The sequence below is a fragment of the Lichenicola cladoniae genome (genome assembly GCF_013201075.1).
Lineage (GTDB): Bacteria > Pseudomonadota > Alphaproteobacteria > Acetobacterales > Acetobacteraceae > Lichenicola > Lichenicola cladoniae.
Genome location: NZ_CP053708.1, coordinates 3,448,393 through 3,463,133, shown reverse-complemented (window position 1 = coordinate 3,463,133; position 14,741 = coordinate 3,448,393). Strand labels below are relative to the sequence as shown.

Sequence of the window (14,741 nt, the reverse complement as noted above, 5' to 3'; positions counted from 1 at the left end):
GAAACGCACCACGATGACCAATGATCGCGACACTACGTTTCTATCTCCAACCCGGCGCCAGGTGCTCGCTGCTTCACTTGCCGGGTTGGCCGCACCCATTCTCGGCTGGACTCCGGCCAGTGCGGCGGCACCGATACGACTGACGATGTGGAGCTGGGTTCCGGACCTGCGTACTGAACTCGACATGTTCGAGGCCGCGCATCCGGACATTCGCATTGACGTGATCAACGCCGGTCAGTCGGCGCCCGAATACGCGAAGCTGCGCACAGCCCTGAAGGCGGGCACCGGGGCTCCGGATATAGTCCAGCTCGAACTGAGCATGGTGGCGACATTCATGCAGGTCAAAGGCCTGGCCGACCTTGCGCCGCTTGGCGCCGCCAGCCTAGGCAACACCTACGTCGATTGGAGCTGGAAGCAGGTCACGCGTGACACCGGCGTGTTCGCCCTCCCTTGGGACAGCGGTCCGATGGGTCAGATCTACCGCCAGGACATCGCGGAGAAGCAGAAATTCACCATTCCGAAAAGCTGGGATGAGTTTGCGGAAACCGCGATCCGGATACGCAAGGATGGCGGCGAGGGCTACCTGTGCAACGCGACCTTCTCCGATGGCGGCTGGTCGACCGGCCTGCTGTGGCAGGCAGGATGGCGTCCGTTCGCGATCGACGACGACAAGATTACCATCCGGATCAACGACGACGTCGCGCGACGCTTCGCCCGTTACTGGCAGAAGCTGATCGACGCCAAGGCGGTCGATACCGCACCGGGCTTTGTGACCGACTGGTATCAGTCGGTTGCACGCGGCCGCTACGCGATCTGGCTGACCGCGGCGTGGGGACCGTTGTTTCTCTCCCAGTTTGCCCAATCCAGTTCCGGGCAATGGCGGTGTGCACAACTGCCGCAATGGGACACCGCAAAGCCTAGCAACGGCAATTATGGTGGGTCTTCGCTTGCGGTGTCTTCGACGAGCCCGAACAAGCAGGCGGCCGCGACGGCGATCCAGTGGTTGCTGGCGCAGAAGCAGCCAGGAACCGCCTTTGCCACCAAGCAGTTCCTGTTCCCGGTGCAGAAGGCGCTGCTCGACGACACCAAGTTCCTGTCGACGCCCCATCCGTTCTACGGCAACCAGCCGATCAACACGGTGTTCGCGGAGGCGGCGCAGCGGGTCGGTGCAGGCTTCCAGTGGAGTCCGTTCAACGACTACTTCATGTCGCAGATGAGCAACGAACTCGGCGCCGCGGCGTCCGGCGGAGGCACCCTCGAAGCCGCGTTCGACCGGCTGCAGGACCGGATCGCTCATTACGCCAAACAGCAGGGCTTCCGGGTGAGCAGCTGACATGTCTGCGACGCTGCCTCTGGACCGATCGTCTGACCGCCAAGCGAAGCGGTCCAGCCCGGGCCCGCACCGGTTGCGTCGGTCCGTTGCTCCCTACCTCTTCATCACTCCCTTCCTCGTGGTGTTCGCGGCATTCGTGATGGTGCCGCTCTGCTATGCCTTCTATCTCAGCCTGTTCCAGGACAAGCTGATCGGCGGGCGACATTTCAGTGGTATCGCCAACTACGTCGACGTGTTCGGCGACAACGCGTTCTGGGAGGGCGTCTGGCACATGCTGCTGTTCGGCGTCGTGCAGGTTCCGGTGATGTTGGCGTTGTCGCTTGCGATGGCCCTGATACTCGACCACGGTGTCGTATGGCTGCGCGGTGCGTTCAGGATCGCGTTCTTCATTCCCTACGCAGTTCCCAGCGTGGTTGCCACGTTGATCTGGGGCTACCTGTATGGGAAAAGCTTCGGGCCGTTTTCGCAAGCGGCGCACGCGCTCGGCCTGCCCACCATCGATTTCCTCTCGTCGCGATGGATGCTTCCCTCGCTTGCCAACGTGGTGACCTGGGAGTTCGTCGGCTACAACATGGTCATCTTGTATTCCGCCCTGCAGGCGGTGCCGGCCGACCTTGCCGAAGCCGCCGCGATGGACGGCGCCTCGCCCTTGCAGACAGCGCTTCTGGTGAAAGTACCCTCGATCCGAGGTGCACTTCTGCTCACTGCAATATTTTCGATCATCGGCACATTGCAGTTGTTCAATGAGCCGCAACTTCTGAAGGCCGCTGCACCCAGCGTGATCGGCGACCATTACACGCCAAACGTCTATGCCTATGCCCTGGCTTTCACCGACCAGCAATACAACTACTCCGCGGCCGTGTCCTTCGTGCTTGGCGCACTGATCGCGGTGATCTCCTACGGTTTCATGCTCTCGACCCGCGATAAGGGAGAGCCCGGATGAGAATGGTCGGCGCAAGACCCGGAACGGCCGCCTACCGGCGTACCCGCGCCATCGGCACCACTTTCCTCTGCGTGCCGCTGCTCTACACCCTGTTGCCACTCGCTTATCTCGTCATCGCCGCGACCAAGACCCAGTCCGACCTGTTTGGAACCTTCGGTTTTGCGTTCGGCCACAGCATGGCGCTCTTCTCGAACATCCATGCCGTCTTTACGTTCGAGAACGGTGTCTTCCTGCATTGGCTGATCAACACGGCACTGTATTCGGGTTCCGCTTCGATCGGCACCACGCTCATCTCGAGCGCTGCAGGCTACGCGTTTGCCCGGTTCCGGTTCATCGGCAGCCGCGCTTTATTTGCCTTGGTGCTTGGCGCGGTGATGATCCCACAGACCGCACTGACTATCCCGATCTTCCTGCTCCTGAGCCAACTCGGGCTGATCGATACGCCGCTGGCGGTGATTCTTCCATCACTGGTTTTTCCGCTCGGGGTCTACCTGATGAGGGTCTATATCGAGCAGGCGGTGCCACAGGACCTCATCGATGCTGCCCGAATGGATGGCGCCGGCGAGCTCCTGATCTTCACCACCATCGTGTTCCCACTCATTACTCCGGCGGCTGCGACCGTGCTTCTGCTTTCGTTCGTGGCAACCTGGAACAACTACTTCCTACCGCTTGTGGTGCTGAGCCGCCCGAGCCTGTTCCCCGTCACCGTCGGCCTGGCATCCTGGTATCAGGCGGCCAGTGCGGGCGGTGGATCGCAGGCGATCTTTACCCTCGTCCTTACAGGCGCCCTCGTCGCCATCCTGCCCGTCCTCGCCACCTTCCTGTGCCTGCAGCGGTTCTGGCAGACCGGCCTGGGTAGCGGCGGCGTTAAATGACCGCCACCCCACAAATTTCAACTGGATCCATCATGTTCGAGCAACGCCCGCTTTCTGCCTGGCGCACTTTGTCGCTGGATCGCTTCCTGCTCGGCGTGCCGCATTATCCGGAGCATGTCGACGAGAGCTTTCTCGAACGTGACGCTGTCCGGATCGCCGCGGCCGGCTTCAACGTCGTGCGCATGGGCGAATTTGCCTGGAACCTGTTCGAGCCGGTAGCGGGCCGCTACGAGTTCGCCCTGTTCGACCGTGCGATCAAGACCTTTGCGGCACATGGCGTCAGCACCATCATGTGCACGCCGACGGCGACACCGCCACGCTGGCTAACTGTCGCCGAACCGGATCTGCTCCGGATGACGGCCTCAGGCGCTCCGCACCGTCATGGCTCCCGCCAGCATGTCGATACGACCAACCCACGCTTCCGGGAGCATAGTCGCCGTATCACCGAGGTGATGGCGCAGCATTATCGCAGCACCATTGGGATTATCGGCTGGCAGACCGACAACGAGCTGAACACGTCCTACTCCGAGAGCTTCTCGGCTGCCGCCTTGGATGAGTTCCAGCTTTTCCTGATTGCGCGCTACGGCACGGTCGACGCGCTGAACGAAGCCTGGGGCACACGCGTCTGGGCACAGAGCTATAATAATTTCAGTGAAATCGACCTGCCGTATCCACATATGCCGGTTGCTGGCAATCCTAGCCAGGTACTCGACTATCACCGCTTCCTTGCCCATGCGACCGCGATGTTCCAGCGCGACCAGGTGGAGATCCTGCGACGGATAAACCCGGACTGGTTCGTGACACATAATATCGGTGCCATTCGCGATCTGGATATGCGGGGGCCACTCGCGAGCGATCTCGATTTCGTCGGCTACGACATCTATCCGTTCCTGTTCGACGAGCGGTTGCGCGGCGGTCACGCCTATCTCCCGGCGTTCCATCTGGATCTTGTGCGCGGTGCGGCCGGTAACCTGATCGTGCCCGAGCAGCAAAGCGGCTTCGGCAGCCAGCCGGGGTTTGCGACCCCGGTGCCGGAACCGGGCGAGATGCGCAGGATGGCCTATTCGTCGATTGCCCGCGGCGTCGACGGACTGATGTTTTTCCGCTGGCGCCCGGCGCATTATGGCGCCGAAATCTATTGGATGGGGGTGCTCGACCATGACGACATTCCCCGCCGTCGCTACGATGAGGCGAGCCGCTTCGCCCACGAGGTTGGCCGCATCGCTCCGGAAATTCTCGGCACCACGGTGCGGATCGATGTCGGGATTGCCGGTCCGGATTTCGACAATGAGGAAGCCGCCAAAAGTTACTCGCTTGGCCTTCCGACTCCCCAGGAGGCGGCAATGCCGCTGCATCGCTACTGCTATGAGCAGGGGATCGCTTGTGGCTTCGTCCATCCCGAGGATGCCCTGCATCGGCTGAAGCTGTTCTTCGTCCCGCACTGGATGCTGTGGAAGCCGGAATGGACGCCTCTGCTCGAACGCTTTGCCGAACAGGGCGGCACGCTGGTTATCGGCGCCCGTACCGGCGCACATACGCCGGATAACCACATGATCCAGGTGACGCCGCCCGGTTCACTGCGCACGTTATGTGGCGTCGCAGTCGAGGAGTTCGGCCCGCTTCCTGCCGAAGGCGCACCCGCTCTCACGGCGATATGGGGACTTTCCGAACCGCTTGCATCGAAGCCGGCGGAGTCTGGCAAGCGCCAGCACGTCATCAGCCTCGGTGAAGCTCGGATCCCGGCCGCGTTCTGGTATGAGCGTCTGGTCCCCGACGATGGCACCACCGTACTGGCTCGCTGGGACAGCCGTTTCCTGAAAGGCGAGGCCGCCATCACGCAACGTGCCGCCGGGCGGGGTCGCGTGATCTATGTCGGAAGTTTCCTGACGCCTGCCCTTACCGCATCGTTGTGCGATCTGCTGCTTCCGCAAGCTGGGATAGAGCCGCTGGTCGCCGGACTGCCTGCGGGAGTAGAGGCAACGCTGCGCGAAAGCGACGATCGCCGACTCCTGTTCCTGCAGAATACGACCTCCGAGCGGGTCGAGGTCGAGGGGCTACCTGCAGGGTTCGAATTGATCGAGGCAAGTTCTGTGCAGCATGGGCGGCTTCACTTGGATGCATACGGTTGTGCGATCATCAAGCTAACTTCGTGCACCTCCGCCAACTAATGGCCGTTGATCTGTCCAAGATACGCAGCGGGCGTCGGTAGTTATTCCGCTTGGACAAGCGTGATCGGCCGGCGGTCTCTTTCAGGTTGAATCAGTCTGGCCCGCGCTGCGACATCCACCTGTCCGGAGACTGGACTAGGCCATCGGCGTACCGGCGCGCTTCGCATTCGCCATGCGTTGCAGCAGCGGCACGACCCGTTGGACCACTCCGGCCCAGTCGCCGTAGGCGGTTTGCCGGACGATCCTCATCGACGGGTACCATGGGCTGTCCTCGCGCCCATGGAACCAGCGCCAGCAATTGTCGTAGCGGTCCATCAGGATCGTTGGGACGCCGAGACCGCCGGCAAGATGGGCGATCGACGTATCAACCGTGACGACCACGTCGAGGTTGCGGATTAGGCTCGCGGTGTCGTCCAGGTCGTCGACGAAGCTCATCGGGTCGAACAGCGCCAGGCCGGCGGGCGGATGCGCTGCCTCGGATGCATGCGGCCCATGCTGCAGGCTGATCAGGCGGACGTGACGCAGCGCGGCCAGTGGCGCCAGCTCGGCCAACGACATGCTGCGCTTCCGGTCGATCGCGTTGGCGTTCACGATATCGGGCCGCGGTGCGCCGCCCCAGACCAGGCCCACCATGAGGGTCCCGCCGGACCGGGAGCCGAGCGGATCGGCCAGCGGATCGACCCGGATCGGCGCGGGCAGTGCAAGGGCTGCCTCGGCCACCCGACCCGCGTCGGTCCGGAGGTAGGGAGCCGGTGCCCCCCAGGCTTGCACGGTTCCGGAGAAGGCGCGCGGCAGGCTGATGAACGGGCAGTGCCAGTCGGCCTCCAGCTTCACAGCGTCGGCGACGATCACCCCGGACACGCCTTCGACACGCGCGGCCAGCTTGGCGAGGTTGACCGGGACCCAGAGCAGCACCCGCGCCCCGAGCCGGCTCAGCATCGGCACATAGCGCAGGAACATCAGCGTATCGCCCATGCCCTCCTCGTGGGTGACCAGGATGGTCTTGCCGGCAAGGTCGCTGGTCGGGGTGAGGTTGGGCAGCAGCCGGTCGAGCGGAAGCTGGGTGTGACCCGGCAGCCGCAGCCGCCATTCATGTTCCTGCCAGCCCTGCACCATGCGTCCGGCCTTGAGCAGGCAGATCGAGTGGTTCAGCCGGACCTGCGGCTCGGCCGGCTTGATCTGGATGCTGCGCCGGTAGGCCGACAGTGCCTCCTCGAAATCACCCTCGGCAGCGAGGGTGATGCCGATATTGGCCCAGGCTGCCGCATTGCGTGGGTCGGTGGCGACGATCTGCCGGAAGCAGGCCAGTGCCTCGTCGCCGCGGCCAAGGGCTGCCAGGATGATCGCACGTTGGTTCAGCGCCGGGACGAGCTTCGGGTCGTGACCGAGAGTCTGGTCGATTGCGGCGAGTGCATCCTCGAAGCGATGCAGCTCGCACAGCAGTTGTGCCAGCCCCAGCCTGAGCCTGGCATCGCCGGGGGTCAGCGCGAGGCAGGCCTGGAAAGCGGGCTCGGCGTCCCGGCTCCGCTGCCGCTTCTGCAGGAGCGTGACCAGGTCGACGCACGGATGCAGCGTGTGCGGCCGTTCCGCCGCAATCCCGTTCAGCAGCGGCGCGGCCGCAGCCACGTCTCCGGTGCCCGCCAGTGCCAGCCCGAACACCAGCCGGGTTTCGAGATCCTGCAGCTTGAAGCTGTCGCGCATGATCGGCAGCAGTCGGTTCCGGGCTGCCTCGAAGCGTCCTTCCTGGAGATCACCGAAGCTTGCCGCCAGGAGCGAACGGTGATCGACCTGGACCGGTGCCGGCGACCGGCGCATCCGCCTAGGAGTCGCCGATCAGGCGCCGCACCGCCGCCGACATCGTCGAGGGCAAATATGGCTTGCTGATGTGAAGGTCGAGCGTCGTGTTGGCGGCGCCCGGATCCGGACGCCCGCTCATGAAGATCACCGGCAGGTCGGGCCGGGTCTGCCGGGCCCGCGCCGCCAGTGCCCGTCCGTCGATCGAACCGGGAAGCTGGATGTCGGTCAGCATGATCGCCAGATCCGGTTCCCGCTCGAGTGTCGCGAGCGCCTCGTCCGCGTCGCCGGCTTCGAGCACCTCGAATCCATCATCGGTCAGAACCTCGGCGAGCGTCATCCGGATGAGGAATTCGTCCTCGACGATCAACAACCGACGAGCGGCCATTCTAAACTCTCCCGGTAGGGGTTGGCCGGCAGGGTTGCCATGCTGTCGTGCCGAAATCTGCAGCGATGGTTAGCCACGAGGTGATATAGCAGCGACCGGCCGGTCCCACGCAATATGACCCCCGATCGATCCCGGCCCTCCGAACCCGGTCGGCGCATTTCCAGTAGCAGGCAGCCGGCCTCGTGGCCGATGCAGGCGATCCATGACCCAAGGGCGACCGGCCTCAGTTTGCCGATCGTCCGGACTTTAGAAGGAATGGCCGATGATCGACCCGTTTGCCTGGATCGCGGGCTGGATCCACGAGACGCTCCTGCTGCCGCTGCTGTTCAGCACCGGCGAGATGGAGTGGGAGGACACGTCGTTCATGTGGGCGTTGTTCGCCGTGTATGGCGTGCTGCAGGTAGTCATCAACTACGCCATCTGCGTGCCGGCGGAACGTTACTTCCCGCTGGCCCGCTGGGAGCGGCGCGAGACGGTGGCAATGGACGTGATCTACACGCTCATCGCACGCATCGGGGTGTTCCCGCTGGTCACCTTCTTCGGGTTCTACTGGATCCAGACGGCGATGAACGGTTGGATGACCGACCACGGCTACATCCCGCCGACGCTCGAGAGCCTGTTTCCGGCGCTGCTCGGCCTGCCGGTGCTCACCTTCTTCATTTACGCCGTGGTGCTGGACTCCGCGGACTACTGGCGCCACCGCTTCAGCCACACCTTCGGCTGGTGGTACGGCCTGCACGCTTTGCATCATGCACAGCGCCAGATGACCTTCTGGTCGGACGACCGCAACCACGTGCTGGACGACGTCATCACCTACATGTGGTTCATCGGCGCCGGCCTGCTGATCGGTATCCCGCCGCTGCAGTTCCCGCTGCTGGTCCTGACCCTGCGGCTGGTCGAGAGCTTCAGCCACGCCAACACCCGTATCTCGTTCGGCTGGCTCGGCGAGCGGTTGCTGGTGTCGCCGCAGTTCCATCGCGCGCACCACGGGCTGAACGCCGCCGGTCGTAACTCCTGCAACTACGGTGCCGTGTTCCCCTGGTGGGACATGCTGTTCCGCACCGCGGACTTCCGGCACGACGTGGTGGAGACCGGCGATGCCCGTGTGCCCGAAGCGCTCGCCACCGGATCGTGGCTCGCGCAACAGAAGGGCGGGCTCGCCCTGTCGTGGCGACTGCTGACCCGTCCCCGCCGCCGTAAGGTCGCGGCGGAATAGAGCCTAGGCGCCTTTCAGCCGCTTGTTGCACTCGCTGTAGTAGCCGCCGCCCTTCTGGATCCATTTGAGGCCGCCGTTACCGCCGGCGGCCTTGTTGGCCTTGTACTGGTCGAGGCAGGTGCTCATGCGCGCCTTGCCCGGCTTCAGGCTGGCGTATTTGGTATCAATGGCACTGGGGAAGGCGGCGTTCCCCGCCGGTGCCGCGCTCGCGACGGCCGCTCGCGCCGGGGCGGGACTCGCCGGTGCGGCGACGCTCGCTGTGGGCATCGGTGCCGCGGTCGCCGCAGGCGCTGCTGCCGCAGTCGTCGCAGGTGTTGCCGCTGCAGTCGGGGCGGAACCGGCGGCCGAACACTCGGCGGCCCGGAAGGCCTTCCAGTTCTGCCCGTTCAGCGTGCCGTCCTTCTTCGCCGCCGCGTACTTGACGCTGCACTCCTTCATGCTGAGCGCCTGTGCCGGGCCGGCAAGGCCAAGGCTCAGCGCCAGCCCGAAGCCGGCGATCGACCAGAATCCGGTCGCGGTAATGTTGCGCATTGTCAATGTCCTCCCATCAGTCGCTGCACCAGACCACCGAAATCGAAACCCGGCGATCCGTTGCCGGCCTGGCTGGTCCCGGTCACCGGGGTCCCGCCGCCTTGTGCTTGGATCGCCTGGTCAGGCACCTGGCCATCTGGCGTCTGGCTGTCGACCGCATGCGGCAGCAGGTGCGCGAGGACCTGCGAGGCCATGCCGGCCGGGATACCATGCGCCTGCGCCCAGCTCTCGATCTGCTGCGGCGGGAACACCTTCTCGACCTCCGAGGCCACGATCGGAATGTTGCCACCCTGGCCGACCCAGGACTGCACCTTGTCGCCGAGCCCCGCCTGCTGGAACTTGGAAACGATGCCGGAGACGCCGCCGGCGGACGCGAATGCCTCCGACAGCAAATTACCCGCACTGGCGGGATTGGCGGTGTTGCTGCCCCCGCCTTGCATCAGCGATCCCAGGGCACTGGACAGAAACCCGCTCATATGATGCTCCTCGTTCCGTTCAGGATCGGCCGACCGGCCCCTATCTCATGGCATGATCATGCCGACATGGACCGGAGATTTCAAACGGTTGCTGTGGCTCGCGTCGGATGACGCAACCGTTTGGCGCCTGCAAGGCTTTGGGGCTCGATGCCGCATCCCGAGACCTGGTTGAAAGTTCTGCCCGACGGGCTTTATTGCGAGCCGGGAGGGTTCTTCATCGATCCGGTTAATCCGGTCGAGCGCGCGCTGATTACCCATGCCCACGCCGACCACGCCCGGCCCGGCCACGGCGCCGTGCTGGCCAGTCCCGGGACCCTGGCGATCATGGATGTGCGCATGGGCGAAGGCCGGTCAGGCCGGGTGCAGCAGCCGCTCGGCTACGGCGAGGTGATCACCCTCGACAGCGTGCGCGTCTGGATGCAGCCGGCCGGACATGTGCTCGGGAGCGCGCAGATCGCGATGGAATGGCAGGGCAGCCGCGCTGTGGTGTCCGGCGACTACAAGAGGGTGCCTGACCCGACCTGCCTGCCGTTCGAGCCGATCGCCTGCGACGTGTTCGTGACCGAGGCGACCTTCGGGCTGCCGGTGTTTCGCCATCCGCCGCCGGCCGGAGAAGTGGCACGGCTGCTGGACAGCGTGGCGCTGTTTCCCGGGCGGACGCATGTGGTCGGCTGCTACGCGCTCGGCAAATGCCAGCGGCTGATCCGGCTGATCCGCGAGGCCGGCTGGGATGGTCCGATCTACCTGCACGGCGCGCTGATGCCGGTCTGCCGCGCCTATGAGGCGATGGGCGTGCCGCTCGGCGACCTGCGTCCGGCGACCGTCGCCGCCAAGGCCGAGCTGGCCGGCGCGATCGTGCTGGCACCGCCGTCGGCGATTGCCGACCGCTGGGCCAGGCGCCTGGTCGATCCGGTCGTGTGCCTGGCGTCTGGATGGATGCGCGTGCGCCAGCGGGCCAAGGCCAAGGGCATCGAGCTGCCGCTGGTGATTTCCGATCATGCCGACTGGGACGAGCTGCTGCAGACGCTGACCGACGTCGATGCGCCGGAAATTTGGGTGACGCATGGTCGCGAGGAGGCGCTGATCCACGCGGCCGAGGCACAGGGACGCCGCGGCAGGGCGCTTCGCCTGGTCGGCTACGGCGACGAGGAAGAGGAAGGCGAGGCCTTGGCAGCCGACGCCGCCAGTGCTCCGGTACCAGCCGCATGATCGCGTTCGCCGAGCTGTTGGAGCGGCTGACGCTCAGTCCGGGCCGTCTCGCCAAGATCGCCCTGTTGCGGCGTTTCTTCGAAACCGAGCCGGACCCGGATCGGGGCATCGGGCTTGCGGCGCTGACCGGCGAACTCTCGTTCCAGGCTGCCAAGCCGGGACTGATCCGGGCGCTGGCCGAGAGCCGGACCGATCCGGTGCTGTTCGCCTGGTCGTACGATTATGTCGGCGACTTGGCAGAAACCGTCGCGCTGATGTGGCCCGAGCGACGGGTGAACGCGCCGCCGCCGTTGCTGGCGGATGTAGTCGAGGCGCTGGCGGTCACGCCGAAATCCGAGCTGCCGGCGCTGGTGGCGGGATGGCTCGATGCATCGTCGGCGACCGTCCGGCTGGCGATCCTGAAGATCATCACCGGCTCGCTGCGGGTCGGCGCGTCGGTGCGGCTGGCAAAACTGGCTCTGGCGGAACTGAGCGGCGGCACCATAGCGGCCGACGACATCGAGGAAGTCTGGCACGGGCTGTCGCCGCCGTATGCGGAGCTGTTCGCCTGGGTCGAGGGACGCGGGCCGCGCCCGGATCCGCAGGATGCGCCGGTGTTCCGGCCGCCGATGCTGGCGCATCCGCTGGAGCCGGACGATCGCCGGGCCCTGGCCTGCGACGCCTTCGCCGCCGAATGGAAGTGGGACGGCATCCGGGTCCAGCTCGTCTCCACGCCGGGCGGCCGGCGCGTCTATTCCCGCGGCGCCGACGACATCTCGGCGGCATTCCCGGAGATCGTCGAGCGGATGGGCTTCGATGCGGTGCTGGATGGCGAGTTGCTGGTGCTGCGGGACGGGGTGGTGGCGCCATTCGCGGACCTGCAGCAACGGCTGAACCGCAAGGCGCCGACCGCCAAGATGCTGGCGGAGTTCCCTGTCTGGGTCAGGCTCTACGACATCCTGTTCGAGGCCGGCGAGGATCTGCGTCCGCTGCCGTTCACCGAGCGCCGCAAGCGACTGGAAGCGTTCTACCAACAGTCGCCGCCGGTGCGGATGGACCTGTCCGAGATTATCCATGCGCCGACTATCGAGGCGCTGTCCGAGATGCGTGATGGTGCCCGTGCGGCATCGATCGAGGGGCTGATGCTGAAGCGTCTCGACAGCCCGTATCTGCCCGGCCGTCCGAAGGGCATGTGGTGGAAATGGAAGCGCGATCCGCTGACCATCGATGCGGTGCTGATGTATGCGCAGCGCGGACATGGCAAGCGCAGCTCGTTCTATTCGGACTATACTTTCGGGCTGTGGCGCGAGCTGGAAAACGGCGACGAGGAGCTGGTGCCGGTCGGCAAGGCCTATTCCGGTTTCACCGATGCCGAGCTGGTCGTGCTGGATCGCTGGATACGCAACAACACCACGCAGCGTTTCGGTCCGGTCCGCGAGGTCGAGCACGAACCGACAAATGGTATCGTGCTCGAAATCGCATTCGACGCGGCGCAGCTGTCGACACGGCACAAGTCGGGTGTGGCGCTGCGCTTTCCGCGTGTCGGCCGGCTCCGCACGGACAAGCCGCCAAGCGAAGCCGACCGGCTCGACAGCCTGATGCGGCTGGTGGAGCGCGGATCAAACCCTACCTAATCAGGTGCTGGCTAGGCCCATCTCCGGATCGGTGATGCTGTCCCGGCCGTTTTCGACATGGCCTGCGATACGCCACAGGAAGCTGCTGTCTTCCGCCAGGCGGATAGTGATGTCGTACCATCCTGACGTCGGCGCGAGGTTGATCAGGATCGGGTCGAGGCCGACCGGAAACAACAGGTGCTCGGTCGTGTGCTTCGAATACATGTTCTCGATCTGCACATGCAGGGGTGTGAGGCACCGATTGGTCAGCCTGACGACGAAGGCGAGGCCGAGCGGATCCGCCTCCGCCGAGGCGGCGATCCATCCCCTGCCGGCAAGGTTGCCTTTGAACGACCGGAAGAATCCGTTCGGCCCGTGCACCGAAAGGTCATAGAGCCGCGATGCGGCAGCCGGCCAGCTATCCTGGATCTGCTTGCCCGGCTCGACCGTATGGAAGCGGGGCGCGGTTCCGCCGGCGAGGTCGCGTACCTGGAACACCGCACCCGCCTTGCCCGTATTGGCAAAGGTCAGGTGCAGAGCGTCATCGTGCTGGTCGGGCCCGCCACTGACATGCAGGTTGTAAGGAAGCGCGCGTGCGCGGCGGATGCCGTGTTCCTGCCTGGGAAGAACCTGGTTGGTCGGCAGGGTGATCGGCGTATTCGGATGCGAGGCCTTGTCGGGCGGCAGGTATGCCGCGGTCGACGGTAGCGACGGTAGTTTCGCATTCGGGTTCTTGAAGTCGAACGCAGAGGTGAGGTCGCCGGAAACGGCGCGGCGCCAGGGGGTGATGTTGGGCTCGATCAGGCCGGGATGCTGGCCGGCATGGCGCGCCTCGATGAACCGGATCAGCGATGTATGATCGAAGACCTCGGAGTTGACCCAGCCGCCCTTGCTCCATGGCGATACCACCAGCATCGGGACGCGCGGGCCCATGCCGAACGGACCGGCATCGTGGGTAGCGTTGCCTGCAAAGATCTCGTTGGCGACCGAAACCGTCGATTGGCCCTGGGCTGCGTTCGGCGGCGCGGCCGGTGGCACCATATGGTCGAAGAAGCCGTCATTCTCGTCGTAGGTGACGAACAGCGCGGTCTTGCTCCAGACCTCGGGGTTCGAGGTCAGGGTGTCGATGATTTTCGAGATGAACCAGGCGCCGTAGTTTGCCGGCCAGTTCGGATGTTCGTCATACGCGTTCGGGCACATGAGCCAGGAGATCTGCGGCAGGGTATTGGTGTCGACATCCTTCTGCAGGATATCGAACAATGTTCCGGACGCCGTGATATTGGTTCCGGTGCGTGCCTTGATCGCCAACGGATCCGTGTCGGCGGCGTTCTGGTATTTGACGAACCGGAGCAGCGTGTTGTTGGCGGAGTTGCCGACATAATGGTCGGGGTCGTCGCCCCAGTTGTTGGCGGCGGTCAGCCCGGAGCCGGTATCTTGGTAGATCTTCCATGACAGGCCCGCCGCCTCGAGGCGCTCCGGGTAAGTCGGCCAGTTGCAGATGAGCGCATTGGTGTCGAGTTGCGGACCGTTGCCCTGTCCGTCGTTTCCGGTCCAGCCGGTGAACATGTAGGCGCGGTTCGGGTAGGTCGGGCCCATGACCGAGCAGTGGTAGGCGTCGCAGATCGTGAAGGCGTCCGCGAGCGCGTAATGGAACGGGATATCACCGCGGTTGAAATAGACCATGGTCGCGGTGGTCTTCTGGGCAACCCAGTCGTTCCAGTTTCCGTCGTTCCAGGCGCGCTGGGTGCTGTTCCAATCATGCGGCGTGTCGCCGATGAAGCTGAGCCCGAGGCTGTCCCCGGTAGGCCGGAACGGGAGCAGGTAGCCGGCCCCGTTCGGCTGGTACCAGACCGGGTTGCCGCCCGGAAGCTGGATGGCGCGAGGATCGTTGAAACCGCGGACCCCGGACATCGACCCGTAATAGTGGTCGAACGACCGGTTCTCCTGCATCAGGATAACGATGTGCTCGACATCGTTGATCGATCGGGTGGCGTCATTGGCGGGTAGTGCCAGCGCCTTGCCGATGCTCTCCTGGAGGGTTGCCGCAACGGCTCCCGCACCCATGAGCCTGAGGAACGAACGACGATCCTGATCTTGCAAAACCCAGCTCCGTTATAACATGACGGCGCATGGTCTAGCGTATCAGGGTCGTCGCCTTTACTAACCTTAAGTGACGATTATAAAATATTGCACTGCAATATTCGAGCCCATAAACA

General features: G+C 64.6%; 12 protein-coding genes. 7 read left to right on the top strand and 5 right to left on the bottom strand.

What is annotated here, in order from left to right; translation table 11 throughout:
* The first annotated feature begins 13 nt into the window (after window positions 1-13).
* Genes HN018_RS15725 through HN018_RS15710 form a run of 4 tightly spaced genes read left to right on the top strand, consistent with a single transcriptional unit; the run spans window position 14 to window position 5,319 of the window.
* A complete protein-coding gene (locus tag HN018_RS15725) occupies window positions 14-1,333 on the top strand; it encodes an ABC transporter substrate-binding protein (RefSeq protein WP_171833173.1) in 1,320 nt (439 codons plus the stop codon).
* Between the two features lies 1 nt (window position 1,334).
* Window positions 1,335-2,276 carry a carbohydrate ABC transporter permease gene (locus HN018_RS15720; protein WP_171833174.1) on the top strand — a complete coding sequence of 314 codons (942 nt, stop codon included), beginning with the start codon at window positions 1,335-1,337 and terminating at the stop codon, window positions 2,274-2,276.
* The gene (locus HN018_RS15715; RefSeq protein WP_204259548.1) at window positions 2,273-3,151 is read left to right on the top strand and encodes a carbohydrate ABC transporter permease; all 879 of its coding nucleotides are present in this window, start codon (window positions 2,273-2,275) and stop codon (window positions 3,149-3,151) included. The genes HN018_RS15720 and HN018_RS15715 overlap by 4 nt, the downstream gene beginning before the upstream one ends.
* A 32-nt stretch (window positions 3,152-3,183) precedes the next feature.
* A complete protein-coding gene (locus tag HN018_RS15710; RefSeq protein WP_171833175.1) occupies window positions 3,184-5,319 on the top strand; it encodes a beta-galactosidase in 2,136 nt (711 codons plus the stop codon).
* A 135-nt stretch (window positions 5,320-5,454) separates the two neighbouring features.
* On the opposite strand, the gene HN018_RS15705 is transcribed toward HN018_RS15710, so the two are convergent.
* Complete coding sequence (locus tag HN018_RS15705) at window positions 5,455-7,134, bottom strand: tetratricopeptide repeat protein (RefSeq protein WP_171833176.1); 1,680 nt, start codon at window positions 7,132-7,134, stop codon at window positions 5,455-5,457.
* Between the two features lie 4 nt (window positions 7,135-7,138).
* Complete coding sequence (locus HN018_RS15700; protein WP_171833177.1) at window positions 7,139-7,501, bottom strand: response regulator; 363 nt, start codon at window positions 7,499-7,501, stop codon at window positions 7,139-7,141.
* Window positions 7,502-7,763: 262 nt separating this feature from the next.
* Here HN018_RS15700 and HN018_RS15695 point away from each other — a divergent pair, with 262 nt between their 5' ends.
* Entirely contained in the window at window positions 7,764-8,717 is a 954-nt protein-coding gene (locus tag HN018_RS15695) for a sterol desaturase family protein (protein WP_171833178.1), read from the top strand.
* Window positions 8,718-8,720: 3 nt separating this feature from the next.
* Here the strand turns inward: HN018_RS15695 and HN018_RS15690 are convergent, their stop codons facing one another.
* Window positions 8,721-9,248, bottom strand: a complete 528-nt coding sequence (locus HN018_RS15690) for a hypothetical protein (RefSeq protein ID WP_171833179.1) — start codon at window positions 9,246-9,248, stop codon at window positions 8,721-8,723.
* A 2-nt stretch (window positions 9,249-9,250) separates the two neighbouring features.
* Window positions 9,251-9,724: a YidB family protein gene (locus tag HN018_RS15685; RefSeq protein WP_171833180.1), complete on the bottom strand. Its 474-nt coding sequence runs from the start codon at window positions 9,722-9,724 to the stop codon at window positions 9,251-9,253.
* 147 nt (window positions 9,725-9,871) lie between these two features.
* Between HN018_RS15685 and HN018_RS15680 the strand changes: the two genes are divergently transcribed.
* A complete protein-coding gene (locus HN018_RS15680; protein WP_171833181.1) occupies window positions 9,872-10,933 on the top strand; it encodes a ligase-associated DNA damage response exonuclease in 1,062 nt (353 codons plus the stop codon).
* Window positions 10,930-12,546 carry a cisplatin damage response ATP-dependent DNA ligase gene (locus HN018_RS15675; RefSeq protein WP_171833182.1) on the top strand — a complete coding sequence of 539 codons (1,617 nt, stop codon included), beginning with the start codon at window positions 10,930-10,932 and terminating at the stop codon, window positions 12,544-12,546. Before HN018_RS15680 ends, HN018_RS15675 begins: the two co-directional genes overlap by 4 nt.
* On the opposite strand, the gene HN018_RS15670 is transcribed toward HN018_RS15675, so the two are convergent.
* Complete coding sequence (locus HN018_RS15670) at window positions 12,547-14,625, bottom strand: phosphocholine-specific phospholipase C (protein ID WP_171833183.1); 2,079 nt, start codon at window positions 14,623-14,625, stop codon at window positions 12,547-12,549.
* Window positions 14,626-14,741 lie beyond the last annotated feature (116 nt).

Coding starts and splice junctions, on each gene's coding strand:
- HN018_RS15725 (WP_171833173.1), top strand. CDS start 14: ATGACCAATGATCGCGACACTACGTTTCTATCTCCAACCCGGCGCCAG.
- HN018_RS15690 (WP_171833179.1), bottom strand. CDS start 9,248: ATGCGCAACATTACCGCGACCGGATTCTGGTCGATCGCCGGCTTCGGG.
- HN018_RS15675 (WP_171833182.1), top strand. CDS start 10,930: ATGATCGCGTTCGCCGAGCTGTTGGAGCGGCTGACGCTCAGTCCGGGC.
- HN018_RS15705 (WP_171833176.1), bottom strand. CDS start 7,134: ATGCGCCGGTCGCCGGCACCGGTCCAGGTCGATCACCGTTCGCTCCTG.
- HN018_RS15700 (WP_171833177.1), bottom strand. CDS start 7,501: ATGGCCGCTCGTCGGTTGTTGATCGTCGAGGACGAATTCCTCATCCGG.
- HN018_RS15715 (WP_204259548.1), top strand. CDS start 2,273: ATGAGAATGGTCGGCGCAAGACCCGGAACGGCCGCCTACCGGCGTACC.
- HN018_RS15680 (WP_171833181.1), top strand. CDS start 9,872: ATGCCGCATCCCGAGACCTGGTTGAAAGTTCTGCCCGACGGGCTTTAT.
- HN018_RS15710 (WP_171833175.1), top strand. CDS start 3,184: ATGTTCGAGCAACGCCCGCTTTCTGCCTGGCGCACTTTGTCGCTGGAT.
- HN018_RS15685 (WP_171833180.1), bottom strand. CDS start 9,724: ATGAGCGGGTTTCTGTCCAGTGCCCTGGGATCGCTGATGCAAGGCGGG.
- HN018_RS15695 (WP_171833178.1), top strand. CDS start 7,764: ATGATCGACCCGTTTGCCTGGATCGCGGGCTGGATCCACGAGACGCTC.
- HN018_RS15720 (WP_171833174.1), top strand. CDS start 1,335: ATGTCTGCGACGCTGCCTCTGGACCGATCGTCTGACCGCCAAGCGAAG.